Below are 24,752 nucleotides of genomic sequence, written 5' to 3'. Positions count from 1 at the left end.
GAGCCCGGCATACTCCGGCTCTGGCTAGTGCAATTGACGAGAAGAGTCTAACGTTCAGCGATTTCCGCTGCGGCTTCCAAATAGGATAGGGCGCCGCTGGAGGAAGGGTCGTAAGTCATGACGGTCTGCTGGTAGCTGGGTGCCTCCGAAATACGGACCGACCGCGGAACCACCGCGCCCAACACCTGTTCCGGAAAATGCTCCCGTACTTCGGCCGCCACCTGGGCCGCCAGGTTGGTGCGGCCGTCGTACATCGTCAGCAGGATGGTCGACACGACGAGGTCGGCGTTGAGGTGTTTCTGGATCATCTCAATGTTCTTCAGCAGCTGGCTCAGACCCTCGAGCGCGTAGTACTCGCACTGGATCGGAATCAGGACTTCGCTGGCCGCGCAGAAGGCGTTAACCGTCAGCAGCCCCAGGCTTGGCGGGCAGTCGATGAAAATGTAGTCGAGCCGTTCTTCGCCGTTCTTGGCCCGCTCTTTGGCGTATACATCGATGGCCCGGCGCAAACGCTGCTCGCGGGCGACAAGGCTGACAAGCTCAATTTCGGCCCCGGCAAGGTGGATTGTGGCCGGGGCGCAGATCAGTTTCGCGATGTCCGGGCAGGGCGCCACGACATCCTGAAGCGGCACGTCGTTGATCAGGACGTCATAGATACTGTCGACGTCGGCGTGGTGCTCGATGCCGAGCGCAGTGGAAGCGTTGCCCTGGGGATCGATGTCGATCACGAGGACGTTGAGACCGGCTGCGGCCAGGGCGGCGGCAATGTTGACGGTGGTCGTGGTCTTACCCACCCCGCCCTTTTGATTCGAGACGGTGAAGATGCGTGTCTTCTCCGGCTTTGGCAGCTGCCGGCCAAGCAACCGCTCCCGGCGCTTGTTTTCGTGCGCAAGTTCCCGGGCGATAGGGCTGGAATCATCGATGGAATCGAGAACGTTACTCACCGACGCCAGGGACGTTTCACGTGAAACATTGGTCACTTCTGCAACCGATCCCGATTGTTTGGACGAAATGCCGTGAGCAACCGGCGTCGCAGACATAGCCCGCGCCGACCCCAGGGACACAAACGGGGGTATCCGCTGTGTGGAGGCTTCGCTACTGCTCACTTGACACTCTCACTCTCATCCGGCTTTTGCTGCCGCTTACTAGCCTAACCGCTTCCCCTCCCAGTCCGTCGGCACCTCTCTGGTGCTACGCAATCTTTCGGGGCTTGTTCACCACGATGCGGACCACGGTGGTGGGCTCCTCGAGGAGGTCCTCACCGACCACCACGACGGAAGTCTCGACGCCGCCGAGCTTGCGGATCACCTTTGCCGCCTTTTCGATCTCTTCGCCGGCGCTGCGACCCTTGATCGCCACAACCTCGCCGCTTCCGCCCAACAGGGGAATGGTCAGGCCGGCGAGGTTCGACAGTGCCGAGACGGCCCGGGCGGTCACGACGTCGGCGTCCACCTGTCCCACCGCCAGTTCCGCCCGAGTCCGCATCACCGTCACGTTCTCGAGGCCCAGATCGTCAACCACTTCCTGCAGCCAGATCACCCTGCGCTCGAGCGGTTCGATCAGTGTCAGTTCAAGGTCCGGACGGGCAATCGCCAGGCAAAGGCCGGGAAGTCCAGCCCCGCTTCCGACGTCGGCGACGTGGCTCCCCGGGGCGATCTCGCGTTCGATGACGGCGCAGTTGAGCACATGGCGGCTCCACAGCCGGGGCACTTCACGCGGGCCAATCAGTCCGCGTTCGGTTCCGGAGGTTGCCAGGTGCTCGACATAGCGCTGCGCCAGGTCCAGCCGGTCACCAAAAATGGATTCTGCGGCCCTGCGTTCGGCCGCGCTCATCTCAACCATCAATGCTGTCCGGGAGTCAGTCTGCGGAGACAACGATGTGCCGATCGGCGCCTTCGCCTTCGGATTCGCTGGCAAAGCCCAGGTCGGCCACGGCGTCGTGGACGATCTTGCGCTCGTAGGCGCTCATCGGAGCCAGCGCTACGCTCTTGCCGGTCTCCTTAACGGACGCGATGGCATCCTCGGCGATCTGCTGCAAGTCACCGGCCCGGTCAGCCCGGTAGCCGTTGATGTCGAGGACCAGGCGCGAACGGTTCTCCGTCGCGGAGAGCACGGCGAGCCGGGTGAGTTCCTGCAGGGCTTCGAGGACTTCGCCGTCCCGGCCGACCAGGCTCTCCAGCCCCGGGGATTCGTCCTCGGCCACGATGGAGATGTAGGTGCGGCCGTTGCGGACCTCAATGTCGATGTCGCCATCAATGTCGGCGATGTCCAGCAGCTCCTCGAGGTAGTCGGCGGCAACGTCGCCTTCCTCCTCCAGGCGGCTGGCCTGCGATCCCTTGCCCGGAACCGTGCCGGTCTCGGTTTCTTCAGCAGCGGCGGACTCCGCGACGTCGTCCGTTCGGACCTCGTCGGCGGACGCGGATTCGACGGAAATAGCGTGTTCGGTGCTCTCGGCAGACATTACTTCCTCTTCCTGTTCTTACGCTGGGGCTGGACGCGCTGGGTCTTCGCCGCGACGGCAGCCGCAGCGGCCTCCGCTTCAGCCTCGGCGTCGGCCTTCTTGGCACCCATCAGGGGCAGACTGGGCAGACCCTTGGCGGCACGGCGTTCTGCCAGCGCCTTAGCGGCGGGAGAACCGGGGGTCGGCATGCGGCGGATCACGAAGAACTGCTGCCCCATGGTCCAGAGGTTCGTGGTGGTCCAGTAAATGAGGACACCGATGGGGAAGTTGATGCCGCCGACGCCGAAAACGAGCGGCAGGATGTAGAGCATCATCTTCTGCTGCTTCATGAACGGGCTGGCCATGGCCTCTTCGGACATATTCTTCGCCATGATCTGCTTCTGGGTGATGAACTGCGAGGCGGTCATGGCGAGGATCATGACGATCGAGAGCACCACGACGGCGACATTGCCGGCGCCGCCATGCAGCAGTGCGGCGGAGAGCGGGGCGCCGAAAATGCTCGAAGCATCGAACTCGACAACCTGTTCGTGGCTCATGGCCCCGATGCCGGCACCCTTGTCCTTGGCGGCGGAAATACCGGAGAGCACCTGGAAGAGGGCGAAGAAGAACGGCATCTGGATCAGCATCGGCAGGCAGGCCGAGAACGGGTTGGTGCCGTGCTTCTTGTACATGGCCATCTGTTCCTGCGCCATCGCCTGGCGGGACAGCTGGTCCGTCTTGCCTTTGTACTTGTCCTGAAGCTTCTTCAGGTCCGGCTGCAGCAGCTGCATGCCGCGTTGGGCCTTGATCTGCTTGACGAAGACGGGGATCAGGGCGGCACGGATGACCAGCACCAGCCCGATGATGGACAGCGTCCAGGTCCAGCCGTTGGCTGCCGGGAGGCCGATCGCGCTCAGTCCATCGTGGAAACCCACCATGATGACCGAAACCAGCCACTTGAACGGAAACATGATTGTTTCAAAGAAGTCCATACGATATCCCTATTCGTCAGGCCGCCGTGCGGCCTTCTCCATCAGACTGAGCAGCCAGGTACTTGTCCGGGTTGTTCAGCACAACAATTCTGGGGGTGTGGCCCGCCGGCCACTCCCGGTGCCCGGCGGGGACATGGTCCACACCGCCGGAATTCCATGGGTGGCAGCGGCTGAGGCGTCGCGCCGCGAGCCAGCTGCCCTTGACGGCCCCGTGGACGGTGACCGCTTCCAGTGCATAGGCGGAGCAGCTCGGGAAGAACCGGCACACTTGCCCGTACAGCGGAGAGACCAGCTTGCGATAGGCCATCAGCAAAAGGATGAGAAGGTTCCGCGGCAGGTTCCAGACGGCCCGGCCAACCCAGCGGGCGGCCGCCTTGAGGCGCTGGCCTGGAGCAGGGACGACGGCGGCAGTGTGGTTATGCACGCGGGGTCCCTTCCTGTGATGTCGCGTTAGAAACTTTCGAAGCGGCCTGCGGAAGGCGGCCGCCCAGCCGTTTCATGGTTGTCTCCAAAGCGGCATCGAAGTCGCTGCAGAGCCCGGACCAGCCGGCCGCTGCCGAGGCGGGCAGTGCCCGCACCACGATAGCGAACCCGTAAGGGTACTTTTGCAGCGCCTTGAAGCCGGCTTCTCTAAGTCTCCTCTTAACGAGGTTCCTGACAACAGCGTTCCCAACACTCTTGGAAACGATGAAACCGATCCGGCTTGGTTCGTCGGCAGCCAGAGCTGCCGTATATAACACTAAGTTCCGGCGTCCATTGCGGACGCCGGAACGTACAGTTGTTGAAAAATCGGTTGAAGTCCTCAGACGGTTCCGGGTGGCTAGCACCGTTCAACTCGCATCAGGATACTGACCGACGAGTCAGTTATTTAAGCCGACAGCTCGGTGCGGCCCTTGCCACGGCGGGCTGCCAGGATGGCGCGGCCGGCACGGGTACGCATACGAAGGCGGAAGCCGTGCTTCTTGGCTCGACGGCGGTTATTCGGCTGAAAAGTCCGCTTGCTCACGTTAGTTACTCCAGTGGATCAAAGGTGCGTCCACCCGATCAAAAAGGGGAAGAACTGGCCGACGCTAAGTTTTGTATGTGCCGCCACCCTCAACTCGCAAGACGCAGGCGTCGGGGAGGGATTCAAATGAGGCGAAAAGCGGACACAAAGGACTTCACAACGTTAGGGGAAAAACGGTCCCGGAGTCAAACCGGAAGCCCCTCCGGTCCCTGTCCCCAGCTGTGGTTAACCGCCGCCGGAGCCTGTGGATGAAGTGGGTCACGCCTGCCGATTGGGAACCACAACCGTGTAATTATCCACAGGGCTGATCCCAGCTATCTTCTATGCATTTCATCCCCTAGAGTGTCCCAGTAGCCGATTATCCACGGACTGTGCACAACCCTGTGGATTACGCCGGGGCCGGGAGTCCGGTCCGGGGCCTGCGGCTGCACGTAACGCAGGCAAGCAATGTTTGAGGAACTGATTGATGACGGTAGACGAAGCCAACCACGCCAACACCGTCGGAAGTTCCTGGCGCCGGGTTGTCAGCCTTCTCGAGAACGACCACCGGGTTTCACCGCGGCAGCGCGGCTTTGTGATCCTCGCCCAGGCGCAGGGGCTCATCGGTTCGACCCTGCTGGTGGCCGTTCCCAACGAGCTCACCCGCGAGGTGCTGCAGACGCAGGTCAAGGAAGCCCTCGATGACGCCCTCCGGGATGTCTTCTCCGACGAGATCCGCTGCGCAATTGACGTCGACACCGACCTGGTGCCGCTCCATGTGGAACCGGAACCGGCCGTCGAACTCAGCCTGGCCCCCGACGCCGCCGTGGAACTCAAGCCGCAGCCCATGCTCCCCAGCACCTCCCACGAATTTGGCCGGCTCAACCCGAAGTACGTTTTCGACACCTTCGTGATCGGCTCCTCCAACCGCTTTGCGCACGCGGCCGCCGTCGCCGTCGCCGAAGCCCCCGCGAAGGCCTACAACCCGCTGTTCATCTACGGCGACTCCGGGCTGGGCAAGACGCACCTGCTCCATGCGATCGGCCACTACGCGCGACGGCTCTACAGCGGAATCCGCGTCCGGTACGTCAACTCCGAGGAATTCACCAACGACTTCATCAACTCCATCCGGGATGACGAAGGCACGAGTTTCAAGACGACCTACCGCAACGTCGACGTGCTGCTGATCGACGACATCCAGTTCCTTGCCGGCAAGGACCGGACCCTGGAGGAGTTCTTCCACACTTTCAACGCCCTGCACAACAACAACAAGCAGGTCGTCATCACCTCAGACCAGCCGCCCAAACTGCTGGCCGGCTTCGAGGACCGCATGAAATCCCGCTTCGAATGGGGCCTGCTGACGGACATCCAGCCGCCGGAACTGGAAACGCGCATCGCGATCCTGCGCAAGAAGGCGCTCAGTGAAGGCCTCTCCGCCCCGGACGATGCCCTGGAATACATCGCCTCCAAGATCTCGAGCAACATCCGCGAACTTGAAGGCGCCCTGATCCGCGTCACCGCGTTCGCGAGCCTCAACCGCCAGCCGGTGGATGTTGCCCTGGCGGAGATGGTCCTCAAAGACCTGATTACCGACGACGGCGCCCAGGAAATCACCTCGGCGCAGATCCTCACCCAGACGGCCGACTACTTCAAGCTCAGCATGGAGGAGCTCTGCAGCAAGTCCCGCACCCGGACCCTGGTCACGGCGCGACAGATCGCGATGTACCTCTGCCGTGAGCTGACGGACATGTCGCTGCCCAAGATCGGACAGGAACTCGGCGGACGTGACCACACCACGGTCATCCACGCCGACCGGAAGATCCGCGAGCTGATGGCCGAGCGCCGCGTGATCTACAACCAGGTGACCGAACTGACCAACCGGATCAAGCAGCAGCAGCGTAATTCCTGAACCGCGCGCCGCGCACTCATACCTTATTAACAGGGGCCTGTGGACAAGCCTGTGGATAGTTAAGGGGACAACCGCGGTTAATGGGCTTAAAACCCTTAAGCCGCCTGTGGATCGGCAAAACGGCCGAAAATCTTGTCCCCATCCACACCCTGTTTAAAACCAGGGCCGCCCACAGTCCATGAACAGGGCTTAACCGCGGAACCACGCCGCCAGACCGAGTTATCCACAGTTTCCACAGCAGTTATTAACACTACTAATCCCAAGAAAATGAAAATCCCTCAAACAACAGTTTCCTGACGACCCACCCGCCGGCCCGCCGAACATGTCCCGGCAGCAGCCGGGAAGCCCCGGCTGAACCACAAGCGTGTAAGCCGGGGATGGGAGAACCTTGGTCTTGGGGCTAAGCTGTCTGCAGTGTGTCGGTCCCGGCCACTCGTTCTCGGTCGGTTCCCGAAAGGTTCCGTCCGGTCCAGCGCACCGGGACGCGGGCACAACCCTTCTGGCGGATCCGGACCCATCCGGGCCCGCCCGTCGGTTCTGGGATTTTTAGCTCATGTCAGCAGCAATGAAAGGCGGCACCCTTCCGTGAAGTTCAGAGTCGAGCGGGACGTCCTGGCCGAAGCCGTGACTTGGACCGCCCGGTCGTTGTCTCCGCGGCCGCCTGTCCCCGTGCTTTCCGGCCTGCTGCTCAAGGCAGAGGCCGGCACGGTCAGCCTTTCCAGCTTTGATTACGAGACTTCCGCGCGGCTGGAAATCCCGGCCGATATCACCACCGAGGGCACCATCCTGGTCTCCGGCCGCCTGCTCGCGGACATCTGCCGCAGCCTGCCCTCCGCGCCGGTCGACATCGAAACCGACGGCAACAAAGTCACCCTGAGCTGCCGTCGAAGCAGCTTCCACCTGGCCACGATGCCGGAAGCGGAGTACCCGCCGCTGCCCGCCCTGCCCCCGATCAGCGGCACGGTCCCGGGCGATTCCTTCGCCCAGGCGGTCTCCCAGGTGATCATCGCCGCCAGCAAGGACGACACCCTGCCCATCCTTACCGGGGTGCGGATGGAAATCGAAGACGACCTCATCACGTTGCTGGCCACGGACCGCTACCGCCTGGCGATGCGCGAAGTGCCGTGGAAGCCTGCCACTCCCGGCATTTCCACCAGCGCCCTGGTCAAAGCCAAGACCCTGAACGAGGTGGCCAAGACCCTCGGCGGCAGCGGTGAGATCCACCTTGCCCTCGCCGATGACGACAGCCGCCTGATCGGCTTCGAAAGCGGCGGCCGCACCACGACGTCGCTGCTCGTCGACGGCGACTACCCGAAGATCCGTTCGCTGTTCCCCGACTCCACGCCGATCCACGCCACGGTCCAGACCCAGGAACTGGTCGAGGCCGTCCGCCGAGTTTCCCTTGTGGCCGAGCGCAACACCCCCGTACGGCTGGCCTTCACCGAGGGGCAGCTGCACCTCGACGCCGGAACGGGTGAGGACGCCCAGGCATCCGAAGAACTCGAGGCCCAGCTGACCGGTGAGGAGATCACCGTAGCCTTCAACCCGCACTACCTGATCGAGGGCCTGAGTGTCATCGAAACCAAGTTCGTGCGGTTCTCCTTCACCACGGCTCCGAAGCCGGCGATGGTCACCGCCCAGCAGGACGCCGACGGCGAGGACCAGGACGACTACCGTTACCTGGTCATGCCCGTCCGCCTGCCCAACTAGCCCCACCCGGCGCAGAAAAGAGTTCTTCCGTGCACATCGGACTAATCGGCCTTGGCAAAATGGGTTTCAACATGCGCGAACGCCTGCGCAAGGGCGGGATTGAAGTCACCGGCTTCGACCGCAACCCGGACATCACCGACGTCTCCAGTGTCGAGGAGCTGGTCGCCGCCCTCCCGGCTCCGCGGCTGGTGTGGGTCATGGTTCCGTCGGGCGAGATCACCGATGCGGTCATCGCCGAACTCGGCACCAAGCTCGACGCGGGCGACCTGGTGATCGACGGCGGGAATTCCCGGTTCACCGAAGACCAGAAGCACGCGGCCGCGCTGGCCGAAAAGGGCATCCGCTTCGCCGACTGCGGTGTTTCCGGCGGGGTCTGGGGCCTGCAGAACGGCTACGGGCTGATGGCCGGCGGCGACGTTGCCGACATTGAGCGCGCCCTTCCGGTCTTCGACGCGCTGCGTCCCGAAGGCGACCGGGCGGACAGCTTCGTCCACGTCGGCGGCGTGGGGGCCGGCCACTACGCCAAGATGGTCCACAACGGCATCGAGTACGGCCTGATGCAGGCGTACGCGGAAGGCTACGAACTCCTCGCAGCGAAGGACATCGTGACCGACCTGCCGGGCACGTTCCGCGCCTGGCAAAAGGGAACGGTGGTCCGGTCCTGGCTGCTGGACCTGATGGTCAAGGCCCTCGAAGAAGATCCGGGCCTGGAATCCATCGACGACTACGTCGAAGATTCCGGCGAAGGCCGCTGGACCGTGGAGGAAGCAATCGCCAATGCGGTGCCCGCCCCGGCCATCACCGCGGCACTGTTCGCCCGCTTTGCTTCCCGGGAGGACAGCTCGCCGGCCATGAAGATGGTCTCCGCCCTGCGCCACCAGTTCGGCGGACACGCCACCCGTCCCGCCAAGTGAGCCTTGGGATCCTGAACCCGGCGTGTACCTAGAACAACTTTCGCTGACGGATTTCCGCAGTTACGCCCAGGTGGACCTGAGCCTGGAACCCGGCGTGACGGTGCTGGTCGGTTCCAACGGGATCGGTAAGACCAACCTGATGGAAGCAATCGGCTATCTGGCCACGCTCAGCTCCCACCGGGTCAGCAGCGACGGGCCGCTGCTGCGCTTCGGCACCGATCGGGCGATGATCCGGGCGAGGCTGGTCCGGGGCGAACAGGCCACCGTACTCGAGCTGGAACTCAATGCCGGCCGCGCCAACCGGGCGCGGATCAACCGCAGCAACCCGGTCCGGGCCAGGGATATCCTGGGCATCTGCCAGACGGTGCTCTTCGCCCCGGAAGACCTGGCCCTGGTCAAGGGCGACCCGTCCAACCGGCGCCGGTTCCTCGACGAACTGCTGGTCAGCCTGGTTCCCCGGCACGCAGCCACGCGCGCCGACTATGACCGGGTACTCAAACAGCGCAATGCCCTGCTCAAATCCGGCCGCGCCGGCAAATTCACCGCCGGGCACGAGGCAACGCTCGATGTTTGGGACCAGCACATGGCACGGGCGGGAGCGGAACTGCTGCACGCCCGGCTCGAGCTGGTGGAACGGCTGCAGCCCCACCTGCAGCACGCGTACGCGCAGCTCACGGACGGGTCCAAGACTGCCGGCGCCATCTACCGCTCCACGCTGCAGGGCGTGCTCGACGACGACGGTGAAAGTTCGGGCGGTCCCGCGGCGGGAGCCGAGGACCTGAGGCAGCTGAGCGTCGAGGAGCTGGCCGACCGGTACGTACAGGCGTTCGCGGCGTCGCGGCGCAAGGAACTGGAACGCGGGATTTCCCTGGTGGGCCCGCACCGCGACGAACTGCAGCTGATCCTGGGCCAGGCACCCGCCAAGGGCTACGCCTCCCACGGGGAAACCTGGTCCATGTGCCTGTCGCTGCGGCTCGCCTCGTACTACGTGATGCTGGACGATGCACGCACCGGCGGGTCCGCACCGATCCTGATCCTGGACGATGTCTTTGCCGAACTCGATGTCCAGCGGCGGCGTAAACTGGCGGCAATAGTCTCCGGCGCGGAACAGGTCCTGGTGACCGCCGCCGTCGAGGATGACATTCCGGCGGAACTTGCCGGACGGCGGATGAAAGTCATTCCGGGAGGAATCGATGATCCGGACAAACGATGAATAAGGACACCGACGGCGCCCTCCAGCCCGGCCGCGACCCCGACGACATCGACGCCGCCCAGGCCGCCCTGAACCGGATGCGCGACGCGGCGGCGGCCCGTGGAGAAATCCGCCGCAAGGCCCCGCCCCGCCCGGGCACCGGCCAGAAGCCGTCCCGTGCCGCGGGAGGCCGCGGGTTCAGCCAGTTCCACACCAACGGCCGGGACCCGCTGGGGCTCGGCAAAGTCGTCGGACGCCTGGTGGCAGAACGCGGCTGGAGTTCGCCGGTGGCGGTGGGCTCCGTGATGGCGCAGTGGCCTGCCCTGGTGGGGCCGGAGATCTCTGCGCACTGCACCCCGGAGAGTTTCACCGACACCACCCTGCACGTACGCTGCGACTCAACCGCCTGGGCCACACAGCTCCGGCTGCTCAGCCACAGCCTGCTGGAAAAGTTCCGCGTCGAACTCGGCGACGGCGTGGTCACGAGCATCCAGGTCCTCGGCCCGGCCGCGCCGAGCTGGCGCAAGGGCGCCCGCACGGTGCACGGCCGCGGGCCCCGTGACACCTACGGGTAGGCGCCGCCGGTCCGGGTGTGAAGCACTTCTTCCAAAACTCTTGAAAAAACCGCAAGCGCCGTGTAGGGCGCCTGGGCGCCCCGCGGGCATATAGACCCCCGGCGGCGGCACTGCTGGAGCCGTGAAGGGCGGCCCAGCGGCCTCCCAGCGGCATATTGGTTCCCGTTTAGCCCCGCAGAATGCGAGATTCCGCACTGTAACACGGTAGAATCAGAGTCGATAACTGGGCGCCGGTGAAACGTCGACTGAGTCCGTTTCCGACGCGGTTTTTCTGTGCGGAGATCGGTTCCTCGATGCTGCCGGCGCCGTCAGTGACGTGCCTGTTGGCGGTAGCCGTTCCTTTCCGGACGCGGCCACGGCCGGCCTTCAACGAACGTAGAGGAGTCGAAAGCGCCTGTGGCTAACGACAATACAGAATTCCCGGCGGACCCAGCGGCGGAGGGCGCCCCGGCCGAAGCTGTGACACCCCGCGAGTACGGCGCCAGCGACATCACCGTCCTTGAGGGCCTGGAGGCTGTCCGGAAGCGCCCGGGCATGTACATCGGATCCACCGGTCCCCGCGGCCTGCACCACCTGGTCTACGAGGTCGTGGACAACTCGGTCGACGAGGCACTGGCCGGCTACTGCACCCACATCGAGATCGTCCTGCAGGCCGATGGCGGGGTGAAGGTCGTCGACAACGGCCGCGGCATCCCGGTCGACCTGCACCCCACAGAGCAGAAGCCTACGGTGGAAGTGGTCATGACCATCCTGCACGCCGGCGGCAAGTTCGGCGGCGGCGGCTACGCCGTGTCCGGCGGCCTGCACGGCGTCGGCATTTCCGTCGTCAACGCGCTCTCGAGCCGCGTCGACACCGAGGTGCGGCGCCAGGGCCACGTGTGGCGGATGTCCTTCGCCGACGGCGGCAAGCCGCAGGGCAGCCTGGTCAAGGGTGAGGAAACCACCGAGACCGGCACCACCCAGACGTTCTACCCGGACGCCAGCATCTTTGAAACCACGGAATTCGATTTCGAGACCCTCCGGGCCCGCTTCCAGCAGATGGCGTTCCTGAACAAGGGCCTGCGGATCACCCTGACGGATGAGCGGCAGACCGCCGTTGAGCCGTCCGGCGAGGAAGACCTCGACCTGGACGCCGTCGAGACCGAGGGCGAGGTCCCCGCGGAATTCCACACCGTCGTCTACCAGTACGACAACGGCCTGCTGGACTACGTGAAGCACCTGAACTCGGGCAAGAAGGTCGACGTCGTCCACGAGGACGTCATCTCCTTCGAAACCGAGGACACCGAGCGGCACATCGCCCTGGAAATGGCGATGCAGTGGACCAACGCCTACTCCGAGAGCGTCCACACCTACGCCAACACCATCAACACCCACGAAGGCGGAACGCACGAAGAAGGTTTCCGTGCCGCGATGACCTCGCTGATCAACCGTTACGCGCGGGAGAAAAGCATCATCAAGGAAAAGGACGACAACCTCACGGGCGACGACATTCGCGAAGGCCTGACCGCGGTCATCTCGGTCAAGCTCTCCGAGCCCCAGTTCGAGGGCCAGACCAAGACCAAGCTCGGCAACTCCGAGGTCCGCGGCTTCGTCCAGCGCGTCGTCACGGACGGCCTGGGCGACTGGCTGGAGCGCAACCCCGGCCCGGCACGCGATGTGATCCGCAAGGCCATCTCCGCCGCGCAGGCCCGCATGGCCGCCCGCAAGGCCCGCGACAATGCCCGACGGAAGAGCCCGCTGGAATCCTTCGGCATGCCCGGCAAACTCTCCGACTGCTCCTCCAAGGACCCGCAGAAGTGCGAGGTCTACATCGTGGAGGGCGACTCCGCCGGCGGTTCGGCCAAGCGCGGCCGCAACCCCGAGACGCAGGCCATCCTGCCGCTGCGCGGCAAGATCCTCAACGTCGAGCGGGCCAGGCTCGACAAGGCCCTGGGCAACGCCGAGGTCCAGTCGATGATTACGGCGTTTGGCACCGGCATCGGCGAGGACTTCGACCTGGCCAAGCTGCGGTACCACAAGATCGTCCTGATGGCCGACGCCGACGTCGACGGCCAGCACATCACCACGCTGCTGATGACCCTGCTGTTCCGGTACATGCGCCCGCTGATCGAAAACGGCTACGTCTATCTGGCCCAGCCGCCGCTGTACCGGATCAAGTGGTCCAATGCGCCGCACGACTACGTCTACAGCGACCGGGAACGTGACGCGAAGCTGGTCTCCGGCCAGGCTGCGGGCCGCCGTATCCCCAAGGACAACGGCATCCAGCGCTACAAGGGCCTCGGCGAGATGGACTACACGGAACTCTGGGACACCACCATGGACCCCGAGCACCGCACCCTCCTGCAGGTGACCATGGACGACGCCCTGGCTGCGGATCAGACCTTCTCCGTCCTGATGGGCGAGGACGTCGAATCGCGACGGAACTTCATCCAGCAGAACGCCAAGGACGTCCGGTTCCTCGATATCTAGCGCACCCCGCTTATATCCCTGAGCCGATATATACCTGAAACGGAAAATACTGACTATGAGTGACGAAACACCCGAGGTTCCCGCCGACGGCGCGGACTCCGTGCTCGAAGGCACCGTCCTGGACGCCGAGGTGCTGGGCGACCGCGTCGAGCAGGTCGACCTGCAGACCGAGATGCAGCGCTCCTACCTCGACTACGCGATGGCCGTCATTGTGGGCCGCGCTTTGCCGGATGTCCGTGACGGCCTGAAGCCCGTCCACCGCCGCGTGCTCTACGCCATGTTCGACGGCGGCTACCGCCCGGACCGTTCCTTCAACAAGTGCGCCCGCGTTGTCGGCGAGGTCATGGGCCAGTACCATCCGCACGGCGACACCGCGATCTACGATGCCCTGGTCCGCCTGATCCAGGACTGGACCATGCGCTACCCGCTGGCCCTGGGCCAGGGCAACTTCGGCTCCCCGGGCAACGACGGCGCCGCCGCCCCGCGGTACACCGAAACGAAGATGGCGCCGCTGGCGATGGAAATGGTCCGGGATATCGACGAGGAGACCGTCGACTTCCAGGACAACTACGACGGCAAGAACCAGGAACCCACGATCCTGCCGGCCCGTTTCCCGAACCTTTTGGTCAATGGGTCCTCCGGCATCGCCGTCGGCATGGCCACCAACATTCCGCCGCACAACCTCCGCGAGGTTGCCGACGGCGTGCAGTGGTACCTGGCCAACCCGACCGCTAGCCGCGAGGAGTTGCTCGAGGAACTGATCCAGCGGATCAAGGGACCCGACTTCCCGACCGGCGCCACGATCCTGGGCCACAAGGGCATCGAGGATGCCTACCGGACCGGGCGCGGCTCCATCACGATGCGCGCCGTCGTCAACGTCGAGGAACTCCAGGGCCGCACCTGCCTGGTGGTCACCGAGCTGCCGTACCAGGCCAACCCGGACAACCTGGCGATCAAGATTGCCGAGCTGGTCAAGGACGGCAAGATTTCCGGCATCGCCGACCTTCGCGACGAGACCTCGGGCCGCACCGGCCAGCGCCTGGTGATCGTGCTCAAGCGCGACGCCGTCGCCAAGGTGGTGCTGAACAACCTCTACAAGCACACCCAGCTGCAGGACAACTTCGCGGCCAACATGCTCGCGATCGTCGACGGGGTGCCGCGCACCCTGAGCCTCGATGCGTTTATCCGCCACTGGGTCACGCACCAGATGGACGTCATCGCCCGGCGCACCAGGTACCGCCTGCGGAAGGCGGAGGAGGAAGCGCACATCCTGCGCGCCCTGCTCAAGGCGCTGGATGCCCTCGACGAGGTCATCGCCCTGATCCGCGCCTCCACCACCACCGAAGCCGCGCGCGACGGGCTGATGGAACTGCTGGAGATCGACGAACTGCAGGCCCGGGCCATCCTGGACATGCAGCTGCGCCGGCTCGCGGCCCTGGAACGCCAGAAGATCCAGGACCGGCACGCCGAACTCGAGGCCCTGATCGCGGAGTACAACGCCATCCTGGCCTCGGAAGAGCGGCAGCGCGAGATCATCAGCACCGAGCTCGCGGAGATCGTGGCCAAGCACGGCGACGACCGCAAGACCAAAGTCCTGATGGGCTTCGACGGCGACATGTCGATCGAGGACCTGATCCCCGAAGAGGAAATGGTCGTCACGATCACCCGCGGCGGCTACGTCAAGCGCACCCGCAGCGACAACTACCGCTCGCAGCAGCGCGGCGGCAAGGGCATCCGGGGCGCGCAGCTGCGCGGCGACGACGTCGTCGAGCACTTCTTCGTGACCACCACGCACCACTGGCTGCTGTTCTTCACGAACCTGGGCCGGGTCTACCGGGCGAAGGCCTACGAGCTGGTGGAAGCGGCCCGTGACGCGAAGGGCCAGCATGTGGCCAACCTGCTGGCCTTCCAGCCGGACGAGCACATTGCCCAGGTGCTGGACCTGCGCGACTACCAGCACGCCCCGTACCTGGTGCTCGCCACCAAACGCGGCCTGGTCAAGAAGACGCGGCTGGAGGATTACGACACCAACCGCTCCGCCGGCGTGATCGCGATCAACCTGCGCGACGGCGACGAACTGGTCTCCGCGCAGCTGGTCTCCGAGACGGATGACCTCATGCTGGTGTCCCGGAAGGGCCAGTCAATCCGCTTCACCGCCACCGACGAGGCGCTGCGCCCGATGGGCCGGGCCACATCCGGTGTCACCGGAATGAAGTTCCGCGAGGATGACGAACTGCTGGCGGCCGACGTCGTGCGCGACGGGTCCTTCGTATTCATCGTCACCGAGGGCGGCTTCGCGAAGCGGACGGCGGTGGAGGAATACCGCCTCCAGGGCCGCGGCGGGCTCGGCATCAAGGTCGGCAAGTACCAGGAAGAACGCGGACACCTCGTCGGCGCCCTGATCGTCCAGGAAGAGGATGAGGTCCTGGTGGTCATGGAGGGCGGCAAGGTGGTCCGCTCCTCGGTCGCCGGTGTGCCGGCCAAGGGACGCGACACCATGGGCGTCATTTTCGCCAAGCCGGACAAGAACGACCGCATCATCGCCGTCGCCCGCAACAGCGAACGCGGCCTCGAGACGGAGGAAACCGCCCCCGAGGACGGCGCCGAAAGTCCGGCCGCGGGGCAGGATGACGTAACGTTGGCTGAAGCAACTGGACCGATCGAAGGGTCCGCAGAGGCAGAATCAGTACCGGCCCCGGAGTCAGATGAGTCATCAGGCCATGCCGAACTGGACGAAGACAACACCGGAGGTAACGCGTGAGTAATTCCGACTCATATCCCAAGTCCAGCAGCGGCGCCGGCGGCATGCGGCAGCCGGCTGCAGCCCCCCGGGTCGCCGCCCCGTCACGGCCGCAGCAGCGCCCGGGCGCGGCCGGCTCGGGCCAGCGCCCCGCGGGAGCGCCGCAGCGCCCTGCCGCCCCGGGCCAGCGCCCCGCTGTTCCGGGCCAGCGGCCCGACGCCGCGGGCCAGCGCCCCGGCCAGGGAGCTCCGGGCCTGGTCAAGCCGGCTCCGAAGGCCAAGGTCCGCCGCGCCCGCCTGCTGATCAGCAAGGTCGACCCGTGGTCCGTACTCAAGATGGCGTTCCTGCTCTCGGTGGCCCTCGGCATCGTCGCGGTGGTCGCCGCGATCGTGCTCTGGACCGTCCTGGACCTGACCGGCATCTTCGACCAGGTCGACGGCCTCCTCGGTACCCTCGCCGGGTCGGAAAGCGGCGGCTTCGAGCTGAAGAAGGTCGCCTCGCTCGGCCAGGTGGCCTCCTTCGCAGTCATCATCGCCGTGATCAACGTGGTGCTGCTGACGGCCCTGTCGATGCTCTCTGCGGTGCTGTACAACATCGCCGCGACGCTCGTCGGCGGCATCGGCGTCACCCTGACGGACGACTAAAACCCGTGAATTTCCGGGACGAACTGTTCCGGAATGCCTCGATTTGAGATCGGGCCGGGATGTGCTGTAAAGTCATATCTCGGCCCGATGAGGCATCGGGGCGTATAGCTCAGGCGGTTAGAGCGCTTCGCTGATAACGAAGAGGTCCCAGGTTCAAGTCCTGGTACGCCCACGGAACCTGTACAGGTTCCTGGAAAGGTCCGTTGCAAAGCGGACCGGGATGAGGTGCATGTGAAGAAGTTGCTGGTTGTAGCAGCCACGATCGCAAGCGTTCTTGTCTACAGGAAAGTGCAGGAGTCCGAAGCCCGGAAGACAGTCTGGAGCGAAGCGACCGACACGGTCGACTAGCTCCCGGAAGATACCGGGTAGTTCCTATGGGGGCATGGCGCAATTGGTAGCGCACCTGCTTTGCAAGCAGGGGGTTCGGGGTTCGAGTCCCCGTGCCTCCACCATAGAAAAGGTCCCGGCCAGCGGAAACGCTGGCCGGGACCTTTTGCGTTCCGGGCTGTGCGCCCACCTGCCGATGCCTTGTCCTCCCGGGGAACCCCGTTTCCGTCACCGTCCGGAACGGAGCACGGCCCGGCCTCGCCGGACCACTACTGTGGGAGCGTGAACTTCTTCCTTGCCGCCTTGGGCGTGCTGGGCGTGGCCTCTTCCGGCCCGCTGATCGCGGCTACCCTGGGCGCTACGTCGGTCAGTGCCCTCGCAATCGCCTTCTGGCGCAATGCGATCGGCTCCGCGGTGATGGCCGGGCCTGTGCTCGTCCGGCAGCCCCGGCAGTTCGGCCGGGTCACGGGCAGTGAATTCCGCTGGTCCCTAGCCGCTGCCGTATCGCTGGCCCTCCATTTCGCCTGCTTCATCACCTCGCTGCAGCTGACCTCGGTGGCGGCGGCAACTGCGCTGGTCTGTCTCCAGTCCGGCTGGATCGCCGTCTTCCAGCTCTTCCGCGGCGTGCGCCACCGGTGGGAGGTCCTCGCCGGGTTTGGACTGGCGTTCGGCGGCGTCGTGGCCATCACCGGCTTCGACATGGGCACCTCGCCGCAGGCCCTCATCGGCGACCTGCTCGCCGTGGCCGGCGGCATCCTTGCGGGCGCCTACACGCTGGCCGGCGGCCGCGCCCGGCGGACGATGGGTACGGGCGTATACACGACCCTCTGCTACGGCATGTGTGCCGCGGTGGTGGCGGTCCTGGCCCTGGCGTCCGGCCAACCGCTGGCGGGCTTCGATGCTGCCGGCTGGCTGGGGATCCTGGCTATCACCGTCTGCGCGCAGCTGGTGGGCCATACGGCCTTCAACCACCTGCTGGCGACGTGGAGCCCGCTGCTTGTGTCGATGATCATCCTGCTGGAGATCCCCGGCGCGGCGCTGCTCGCGGCCGGCTGCCTGGGCGAAACGCTGCCCGGCGGCACCTACGCCGGCCTCGGCATGATCCTAGTGGGGCTCGCCGTCGTGGTCGCGGGCCAGCGGCGCTCCCTCAGGGTGCGCCGCGCAGCGGACCGGATCGCGGAACTCGGCACCGATTAGGCGGCACGTCGGCGGTAGCGCCCGGCGGCGGAAGCCCTGCGGTAACGCCCGGCCACCGTGGCGGCCGGAAGCGCTACTGCCCGCCGCGCCGGACCGGCTGGGCGGTGTTGACCGTGTGGATGGCGCGCAGCAGCTTGGCCGGGAAGTACACCGAGAAAAACACGACCATGGGGGCCTTCAACGCCATTTTCTTGACGTTGTGCGCCTTGTAGGTCCGGTCGAACCGGGTGACGTAGTAGCGGTAGTCCCGCGGGGAGTCCTCGAGCCGCCGGGCAGACATTCCGGAGACCATCTGCGGCCAGTACTGGATCCTCAAGTCGTGGTCGGCGAGGTGAAGGGAGAGATCGATGTCCTCGTGCATCTCGTCCTTCTCGTCCCGGCAGGTTTCCAACCGGATAACGTCCCAGGCCGAGCGGCGCAGCGCCATGTTGGATCCGAAGAGAAAGTGATACTGGTGCTTGGCCAGTTTGAGCATGAGCTGGCGCATCTTGTCGTCGGCCTTGAGGCCGAAGCGCCTCATGGGCATGTCGTAATACACCACCGGGCCGGTGGCTGCCGCAACGGACGGGTCGGCGAAGGCCTTCTGGACCTGCTCCACCCAGTCAGGCTCCAGCACCGAGTCGGCATCGATCCGGCCGAGCACCTCGCCGGTCGCGTGGTCCAGTCCGAAATTCCGGGTGGGGATGAGGCCCTGGTCCTTGTCCTGGCTGAGCAGGATGATCGGGCTCTCCGGGTACTCCTGCTGCATCTGCCGGACGATCGTGGCGGTGCGGTCCTTGGACATGTTGTCCACCACGATGATCTCGTGGGCCGGGACTGACTGGTAGACCGCGGCAATCAGGCACTGCCGGATGACGCTTTCCTCGTTGTACGCCGGGATGACGATAGAGACCGCCGGAGGCTGCACGGCGGCGTCACTGGCGTCCACGGAGGATTTTTCGGCTGACATCCCCCCAAATTTAGCACCCGGACCCGACGCCGCGGCCGTGTGCGGGCTACGGATACGGGAAAACAAAAGAGGGACACCGCCACGGCGGTATCCCTCTTCTGCGTCAATCCCTCAGTTCCCCCGCGCGGCGAGCCGGCGGAGGAAGGGACTACTTGGTCTTGTCGTCGTTGTTCAGGCTGGCGGCGATGTTGCGCACCGCAGTCTTGGCATCGGTAGCGACCTTGGCGGAGGCATCCTCCGTCGTGGCCTTCTCTGCGGCCTCGTGCGAAGCTTCCGCTGCCTTGTCGGCGGCGGCCACGGTGGCCGAACCCGCGGAGTCGGCAGCATCGCTGATGTTCTGCTTCGCCTCCTCCTTGACCTCGGTTACGGTGGTGGCGGGAACCGGAGCCGGCGTGGCCGGCGTAACCGGAGCGGGCGTCTTCCACGGGTCCTCGATCGGCTTGGAGGCCTTCCAGGCGGCGACGCCGGCGGCAACAGCAGCCGCGATGACGCCGAAAATCAGGAAGCCGCGGTGCTTGGGCTTATCTTTCTTGGCCAGTTCCGCCGGGGCCATCAGGCCGGCGCCGGCGGCAGCGGCCTTCAGCTGCTTGCCCGCAGACTGTGCCTGCTCCTGGACCGAGTGCACGACGCCGGAGTCGGCCAGCCGCTGCGCCACGGCGTCCACATGGGCCGGCGCGCCCTCAAGCGTGCGGTGCACGGCGTCGGAGGCGTGGCCGATCTGGTCCGAAAGCCGGGGCAGGTACTCCACGACCACCCGGTCGCGGGCGTTGGCGATCACCGGGGTGGCCTTGTCGAGGGCTTCGTGCAGCCGCGGCGTGGCACCTTCGACGGCGTCGTGGATTTTCGGCGCGAGCTGCGCGAGCCCGTCCTGGATGCGGGGGGTGACGGTGGCGACGCCGCCGGCCAGGTTGTGGGCCGCTGACTTCAGGCCCTCCTGGATCTTCGGAGAGGCGGTGTCCAGACCCTGCTGCAGGCGCGGAACGGCCCAGTCGACGGCGGCCTCAACCCGGGGTGCTGCCCAGTCCTTGGCGTTCTCCACTGCGCTGCTGACCGAGTGCTCCAGCTCGCGGGCAATACGATCCGTTTTCTTCACAACTACCTCCCGATTAATGTGACGGTTCTGCTGTTAGCCTACGTGTCCGGGACCCGACGGGCTATTCTCCCGCCGCTTTTCGGCCGGATTTCACCCAGCGCGGAACTGGCTGCGCGGCCCTGTAGCCAAACCCCTGCCGTGGAAGAATAGGGCCATGACTGCCATCGCAACCGCAAAAGCAACCATCCACACGAGCCTGGGCGACATCGTCGTCAACCTCTTCGGCAACCACGCGCCCAAGACCGTCAAGAACTTCGTCGGCCTGGCCACCGGAGAGCAGGCCTGGACCCACCCGGAAAGCGGCGAGGACAAGACCGGCACTCCGCTGTACAACGGCACCATCTTCCACCGCATCATCAAGGACTTCATGATCCAGGCCGGCGACCCGCTGGGCCGCGGCACCGGCGGCCCGGGCTACAAGTTCGACGACGAAATCCACCCTGAGCTGACCTTCAACGAGCCCTACAAGCTCGCCATGGCCAACGCCGGCATCCAGATGGGCCGGGGCACCAACGGCTCGCAGTTCTTCATCACCACGATCCCGACCGGCTGGCTGCAGGGCAAGCACAGCATCTTCGGTGAGGTGGCCGACGAGGAATCCAAGAAGGTCGTCGACGCCATCGAAGGCGTGCGCACGGGCATGGGCGACCGCCCCGTCGAGGACGTAGTCATCAACAGCATCGACATCGAACAGCTCTAGTCCAGCCATGAGCTATGGAATTCCGGCGGCAGAGCCGTCCGCGCAGATCCCGGTGTGCCCCCGGCACCCGGACCGCCCGGCCTATGTCCGGTGCCAGCGCTGCGGGCGCCCCGCGTGCCCCGACTGCCAGCGGGCGGCCGCCGTCGGATTCCAGTGCGTTGACTGCGTCAACGAAACCAAAAGGACGACGCCGGCCGTGAAGTCCGTGTACGGCGGCGCCGCCGCCGTGGGCCGGCCCTTGGTCACCTTTGGCATCATCGCCGCCTGCGCGCTCGTGTACGTGCTGCAGTGGCTCGTCCCCAACGACTGGATCTACCAGAACTTCGCCTTCGCCACTGTCTATGCCGATCCCAGTTTCGGGGCGTTCGAGCCCTGGCGGATGCTGACATCCGCCTTCCTGCACTCCCAGGGCTTCATCCTGCACATTGTGCTGAACATGTACATGTTGTGGATGTTTGGCCAGGCGCTGGAACCCCTGCTGGGGCGTGCGCGCTTCCTCGCCGTGTACCTGCTCTCCGCCATAGGCGGATCGGTCGGCTACCTGCTGCTGACCCCGGCCTACACCCCGGGCCAGGCCCTGGCCGGCGTCGTGGGTGCTTCGGGCGCGATCTTCGGGCTCTTCGGCGCCATGCTGGTGGTCCAACGCCACCGCGGCGGCGACACGCGCCAACTCTGGGTCCTCATCGCGATCAACGGTGTCATCGGATTTGTCGTCCCCCAGATCGCCTGGCAGGCCCACCTCGGCGGCCTGATCACCGGTGCGCTCTGCGCCGCTGCCATTGCCTACGCTCCGCGGGGCCGCCGCCAGGGAGCGCTCCAGGTGGCCGGTCTAACCGCGGTGCTATTCCTGCTGGTCGCGGCGACCGCACTCCACGCCTCGGCCACCGCGCTCCCGGCCTAGCGGCCCCCGCGCTTCCGTGGCCCGGCCTGTTGGCCTGTCCAGCGCTTCCGCACACTCTCCCGTCCGCTTTCCGCCTGCCGGACGGTCCACGCTCCCTGCTCGTGTGCCGGATTCTCGCGCCCCGGCCCGATATCCCATTCCAGGCCACGGCCCGGCGCCGAGCCGCCGCAGGCCCCTTGCCCGAGCCCCCGTGCCGTTTTCCCCGCCCGCCTGCCGCCCAAGGGGGGTCTCTCACCCTTGCGGTGATCCCCCTACCAAGCCAGCGTCAGAAGTTGTCCACAACCGTTATCCACACTGTTGGTAACTTACAACCCTGTAGTTCAGTCGGCCGCGGCGGTTCTGAAGGCCATGACAAGCGGGACGGCGCCTTCGGCCAAAACATTCCTCCACAGCTGTGGATAACTCTGTGGGCATGGCCTGTGGTTAAGTGGACAACCCCGCCGGGGTTGTCAGTCCCGGCCGGGCGCCGGACCGCGGTGAGGAAGAGGGGAGAGAATCTTGCCCCGCTGTCCCGCTCCGCATCGTCGCGCGGGCCCCAGGCATGGCCTGCCTGGGAGCACATGTAGGAAGGGCTCCACGCACCGCCTCAAGGGCCGCCACCGTTCGTACGTCGTATTTATTGGCGGTTATTCACAGGCTTGTTCACAGTGTTAATAACTTGACGGTCTTAGTTTCCCACCGAAAACTCGCGCCATGGCGCTCCTGTCCGCAGCCCCGCGCCCGCTCGCGGCCCGGATTATCCCCACCTGTGGATAACGTGTGGGTAGCTTCATGTTGTTAAGTGGATAACCTCGGGATCCGGACGCCGGAGCCCGAAAAGAGCCCCCGGAAATGGCCGGGCCGGCCGGAAATGGCCACCCGGCGGGGGTCGGTTACGGGAGGCTGGGGACCGGTCCGCAGCCTCCGGGGTTTATCCACAGGTATTCCACATTGTTAATAACTACACGGCTGTAGTTATTAACAGCCTCGGGGGTTGAGGCACACTGTCTGACGGAGTTGTGGGGCCAAACTCGGGGCGGCCTCACCGGCGGGACGCGGTGGCCGGTCAACAGGCTGTGGATAACGCGGCACCGGATTGTGCACAGCTGTGGACGCGCCAGCGCGCGGATGGTTAGGCAGGTTGGGCGGGGTTAGCGGGCCCAGACGCCGGAGCTGCCCCGGCGGTGGCTGCCGACCAGATGTGTGTCTACCATCCCGATCGCTTCCATGAGCGCAAACATGGTGGTGGGTCCTACGAACACAAAGCCCCGTTTGCGCAACGCCTTGGAAAGCGCCACCGACTCGGGCGAGGTCGTCGGGATCTGCGCCAGCGTCGTGGGTTCGGGTGTGGCGGCGGGGCGGAATCCCCAGACGAAGTCGACCAGGCCGCCGTCGTTCCTCAACTCCAAGGTCGCCCGGGCGTTGGTAACGGTCGCGCGGATCTTCAGCCGATTGCGCACAATGCCGGCGTCCTGCAGCAGGCGCTCGACGTCGTCCTCGGTAAAAGCGGCCACGGTTTCCGGGTGAAAATCCGCAAAGGCGGCCCGGAACGCCGGCCGCTTGCGCAGGATTGTCGCCCAGGACAGGCCGGCCTGGAACGCCTCGAGGCTGATGCGCTCATAGAGTCCCTGCTCGTCCCGGACGGGCAGGCCCCACTCGGTGTCGTAGTAGTTCCGCAGCAGCGGGTCGGTGGCTGCCCAGGCCGGCCGTGCGAGCCCGTCTTCACCGATGATGCAGCCACTGGGTTCGGGATTCATGGGATTCCTTTGCGGAAGGCGCCGTGCGTCCCGCCGTGCGGGGGCGGCGGGGCCACGGGGGCCGGGATGATTAAAGCCGCAGGCCGGCACACGGGGTGTGCCGGCCTGCGAGGGGTCTTCAGTCCTGTGTCGGGACGACGGCAGGGTCAGGAACGCCAGCGCGTGGTCATCAGGAAGCCCACGATCGCGATGCCGAAGCCGGCGACGATGTTCCAGGACTCCCAAGCCTGGACGGGGAGGGTGCCTTCGCTAATGTAAAACGTAATGATCCACAGCAGTCCGAGGATCATCAGGCCGAACATAACCGGCTTGAACCAGACAGGGTTGGGCTTGTAGGTCTGCGTGGCGGAGGCCTGCGGCGCCACGCGCGCAGTCCTCTTCCGCGGCTTCGACTCGGGCACGGGTCCTCCTTGGCGGGATGAGAGGGCGTCGCCGGGCTTGATATCCTGCAAGGAGGAACAGCCGGCGGCCACGCGCTCTTGGTCAAGTTTGAAATCCTAATTGCAGCCAATTCTAGCTGGAGTCCGGGCAGCTGTGGTTTGGGCGCGTCCGGACGCCGGGGCAGGTTCCTTCCCGGACGGCGCAGCGCGGGCCGTTCACTGATTCGACGATTGGTTCAGCAAGGCACCCATGAGTACAACCAAGATCCTCGTCGTAGACAACTACGACAGCTTCGTCTACACCCTGGTCGGCTACCTGCAGGAGCTCGGGGCGGAAACCACTGTGGTCCGCAACGATGACGTGACCCTGGCCGAGGCGGTCGAAATGGCGGAGGCGCGCGACGGCGTGCTCATCTCGCCCGGCCCCGGGGCCCCGGCCGACGCCGGCGTCTGCATCGAACTGATTAAGTGGTGCGGCAGCCACGGCAAGCCCATGCTCGGTGTCTGTCTGGGGCACCAGGCGCTGGCCGAAGCCTTTGGCGGCCGTGTAACCCATGCCCCGGAACTCATGCACGGCAAAACCTCGCTCGTGGAACACCACGGGGGCAGCGTATTCACCGGTCTGCCCTCGCCCTTCACGGCCACGCGCTACCACTCCCTCGCAGCGGTCCGCGACAGCATCCCCGCGGAACTTGAGGTGACGGCGGAGACCGCCACCGGCGTCGTGATGGGATTGCAGCACCGCACCGCGCCGCTGTGCGGAGTCCAGTTCCACCCGGAGTCGGTCCTGACCGAGGGTGGCTACCTGATGCTGGGCAACTGGCTCGAGTCGCTGGGCATGGCCGGAGCTGCCGCACGGGCCGCCGCGCTAAGTCCGCTCATCCGGCACTGACGACGGC

Annotated in this window: 24 protein-coding genes and 2 tRNA genes; 15 read left to right on the top strand and 11 right to left on the bottom strand. The window is 65.5% G+C overall.

Translation table 11 applies throughout. The features are described from left to right. Nucleotides 1-47: 47 nt before the first annotated feature. The 7 genes from ACTWLI_RS05965 to rpmH all read right to left on the bottom strand — a co-directional run bounded on the left by ACTWLI_RS05965 (nt 48) and on the right by rpmH (nt 4,438). On the bottom strand, nt 48-1,106 hold the full coding sequence (locus ACTWLI_RS05965) for a ParA family protein (RefSeq protein ID WP_445155734.1): 1,059 nt from the start codon (nt 1,104-1,106) through the stop codon (nt 48-50). 85 nt (nt 1,107-1,191) lie between these two features. Continuing rightward, entirely contained in the window at nt 1,192-1,842 is a 651-nt protein-coding gene (gene rsmG, locus ACTWLI_RS05960; RefSeq protein WP_445155733.1) for a 16S rRNA (guanine(527)-N(7))-methyltransferase RsmG, read from the bottom strand. Between the two features lie 16 nt (nt 1,843-1,858). Continuing rightward, nucleotides 1,859-2,461 (bottom strand): Jag family protein, encoded by a 603-nt coding sequence (locus ACTWLI_RS05955; RefSeq protein ID WP_445155732.1) that lies wholly within the window; start codon nt 2,459-2,461, stop codon nt 1,859-1,861. Next, nucleotides 2,461-3,432 carry a membrane protein insertase YidC gene (yidC, locus tag ACTWLI_RS05950; RefSeq protein ID WP_056736772.1) on the bottom strand — a complete coding sequence of 324 codons (972 nt, stop codon included), beginning with the start codon at nt 3,430-3,432 and terminating at the stop codon, nt 2,461-2,463. Before yidC ends, ACTWLI_RS05955 begins: the two co-directional genes overlap by 1 nt. Nucleotides 3,433-3,448: 16 nt before the next feature. Further along, nucleotides 3,449-3,856 carry a membrane protein insertion efficiency factor YidD gene (gene yidD, locus ACTWLI_RS05945; protein WP_445155731.1) on the bottom strand — a complete coding sequence of 136 codons (408 nt, stop codon included), beginning with the start codon at nt 3,854-3,856 and terminating at the stop codon, nt 3,449-3,451. Beyond that, nucleotides 3,849-4,259, bottom strand: coding sequence for a ribonuclease P protein component (gene rnpA, locus ACTWLI_RS05940; RefSeq protein WP_445155730.1), 411 nt, complete (start codon nt 4,257-4,259; stop codon nt 3,849-3,851). Before rnpA ends, yidD begins: the two co-directional genes overlap by 8 nt. Nucleotides 4,260-4,300: 41 nt before the next feature. Then, complete coding sequence (rpmH, locus tag ACTWLI_RS05935; RefSeq protein ID WP_003800212.1) at nt 4,301-4,438, bottom strand: 50S ribosomal protein L34; 138 nt, start codon at nt 4,436-4,438, stop codon at nt 4,301-4,303. 466 nt (nt 4,439-4,904) lie between these two features. Here rpmH and dnaA point away from each other — a divergent pair, with 466 nt between their 5' ends. From dnaA to ACTWLI_RS05875, 12 genes are all read left to right on the top strand, one after another. After that, on the top strand, nt 4,905-6,326 hold the full coding sequence (dnaA, locus tag ACTWLI_RS05930) for a chromosomal replication initiator protein DnaA (RefSeq protein ID WP_056736768.1): 1,422 nt from the start codon (nt 4,905-4,907) through the stop codon (nt 6,324-6,326). A gap of 585 nt (nt 6,327-6,911) precedes the next feature. After that, nucleotides 6,912-8,036, top strand: coding sequence for a DNA polymerase III subunit beta (dnaN, locus tag ACTWLI_RS05925; RefSeq protein WP_445155729.1), 1,125 nt, complete (start codon nt 6,912-6,914; stop codon nt 8,034-8,036). 29 nt (nt 8,037-8,065) lie between these two features. Continuing rightward, nucleotides 8,066-8,950 carry a phosphogluconate dehydrogenase (NAD(+)-dependent, decarboxylating) gene (gene gnd / locus ACTWLI_RS05920; RefSeq protein WP_445155728.1) on the top strand — a complete coding sequence of 295 codons (885 nt, stop codon included), beginning with the start codon at nt 8,066-8,068 and terminating at the stop codon, nt 8,948-8,950. 22 nt (nt 8,951-8,972) lie between these two features. After that, complete coding sequence (gene recF, locus ACTWLI_RS05915; protein WP_445155727.1) at nt 8,973-10,163, top strand: DNA replication/repair protein RecF; 1,191 nt, start codon at nt 8,973-8,975, stop codon at nt 10,161-10,163. Next, a complete protein-coding gene (locus ACTWLI_RS05910; RefSeq protein WP_445155726.1) occupies nt 10,160-10,717 on the top strand; it encodes a DUF721 domain-containing protein in 558 nt (185 codons plus the stop codon). Before recF ends, ACTWLI_RS05910 begins: the two co-directional genes overlap by 4 nt. Nucleotides 10,718-11,113: 396 nt before the next feature. Further along, nucleotides 11,114-13,186, top strand: a complete 2,073-nt coding sequence (gene gyrB, locus ACTWLI_RS05905; protein WP_445155725.1) for a DNA topoisomerase (ATP-hydrolyzing) subunit B — start codon at nt 11,114-11,116, stop codon at nt 13,184-13,186. 55 nt (nt 13,187-13,241) lie between these two features. Beyond that, the gene (gene gyrA, locus ACTWLI_RS05900) at nt 13,242-15,947 is read left to right on the top strand and encodes a DNA gyrase subunit A (protein WP_445155724.1); all 2,706 of its coding nucleotides are present in this window, start codon (nt 13,242-13,244) and stop codon (nt 15,945-15,947) included. Beyond that, nucleotides 15,944-16,570, top strand: coding sequence for a DUF3566 domain-containing protein (locus tag ACTWLI_RS05895; RefSeq protein ID WP_445155723.1), 627 nt, complete (start codon nt 15,944-15,946; stop codon nt 16,568-16,570). Before gyrA ends, ACTWLI_RS05895 begins: the two co-directional genes overlap by 4 nt. A 98-nt stretch (nt 16,571-16,668) precedes the next feature. After that, nucleotides 16,669-16,742, top strand: a tRNA-Ile gene (locus tag ACTWLI_RS05890). 53 nt (nt 16,743-16,795) lie between these two features. After that, nucleotides 16,796-16,918 carry a DLW-39 family protein gene (locus ACTWLI_RS05885; RefSeq protein WP_414826639.1) on the top strand — a complete coding sequence of 41 codons (123 nt, stop codon included), beginning with the start codon at nt 16,796-16,798 and terminating at the stop codon, nt 16,916-16,918. Nucleotides 16,919-16,946: 28 nt separating this feature from the next. Then, a tRNA-Ala gene (locus ACTWLI_RS05880) sits at nt 16,947-17,022 on the top strand. Between the two features lie 157 nt (nt 17,023-17,179). Further along, nucleotides 17,180-18,094, top strand: coding sequence for a DMT family transporter (locus tag ACTWLI_RS05875; protein WP_445155722.1), 915 nt, complete (start codon nt 17,180-17,182; stop codon nt 18,092-18,094). Nucleotides 18,095-18,167: 73 nt separating this feature from the next. Here ACTWLI_RS05875 and ACTWLI_RS05870 read toward each other — a convergent pair whose 3' ends face one another. Beyond that, entirely contained in the window at nt 18,168-19,043 is an 876-nt protein-coding gene (locus tag ACTWLI_RS05870; RefSeq protein WP_445155721.1) for a glycosyltransferase, read from the bottom strand. A gap of 148 nt (nt 19,044-19,191) precedes the next feature. Next, nucleotides 19,192-20,136 (bottom strand): hypothetical protein, encoded by a 945-nt coding sequence (locus ACTWLI_RS05865; RefSeq protein WP_445155720.1) that lies wholly within the window; start codon nt 20,134-20,136, stop codon nt 19,192-19,194. 154 nt (nt 20,137-20,290) lie between these two features. Here ACTWLI_RS05865 and ACTWLI_RS05860 point away from each other — a divergent pair, with 154 nt between their 5' ends. Both ACTWLI_RS05860 and ACTWLI_RS05855 read left to right on the top strand, forming a co-directional pair. Continuing rightward, nucleotides 20,291-20,836 (top strand): peptidylprolyl isomerase, encoded by a 546-nt coding sequence (locus ACTWLI_RS05860; protein ID WP_056736748.1) that lies wholly within the window; start codon nt 20,291-20,293, stop codon nt 20,834-20,836. 7 nt (nt 20,837-20,843) lie between these two features. Continuing rightward, the gene (locus ACTWLI_RS05855) at nt 20,844-21,737 is read left to right on the top strand and encodes a rhomboid family intramembrane serine protease (protein WP_445155719.1); all 894 of its coding nucleotides are present in this window, start codon (nt 20,844-20,846) and stop codon (nt 21,735-21,737) included. Nucleotides 21,738-22,867: 1,130 nt separating this feature from the next. Here ACTWLI_RS05855 and ACTWLI_RS05850 read toward each other — a convergent pair. Next, a complete protein-coding gene (locus ACTWLI_RS05850; protein ID WP_445155718.1) occupies nt 22,868-23,473 on the bottom strand; it encodes a DNA-3-methyladenine glycosylase I in 606 nt (201 codons plus the stop codon). Between the two features lie 146 nt (nt 23,474-23,619). After that, nucleotides 23,620-23,874 (bottom strand): cell division protein CrgA, encoded by a 255-nt coding sequence (locus tag ACTWLI_RS05845; RefSeq protein ID WP_445155717.1) that lies wholly within the window; start codon nt 23,872-23,874, stop codon nt 23,620-23,622. Nucleotides 23,875-24,103: 229 nt separating this feature from the next. On the opposite strand from ACTWLI_RS05845, the gene ACTWLI_RS05840 reads away from it, so the two are divergent. Continuing rightward, a complete protein-coding gene (locus ACTWLI_RS05840) occupies nt 24,104-24,745 on the top strand; it encodes an aminodeoxychorismate/anthranilate synthase component II (RefSeq protein WP_445155716.1) in 642 nt (213 codons plus the stop codon). Nucleotides 24,746-24,752 lie beyond the last annotated feature (7 nt).

It is taken from the genome of Arthrobacter sp. Hor0625 (assembly GCF_052567525.1).
This window is presented reverse-complemented; position numbering and strand designations above follow the sequence as displayed.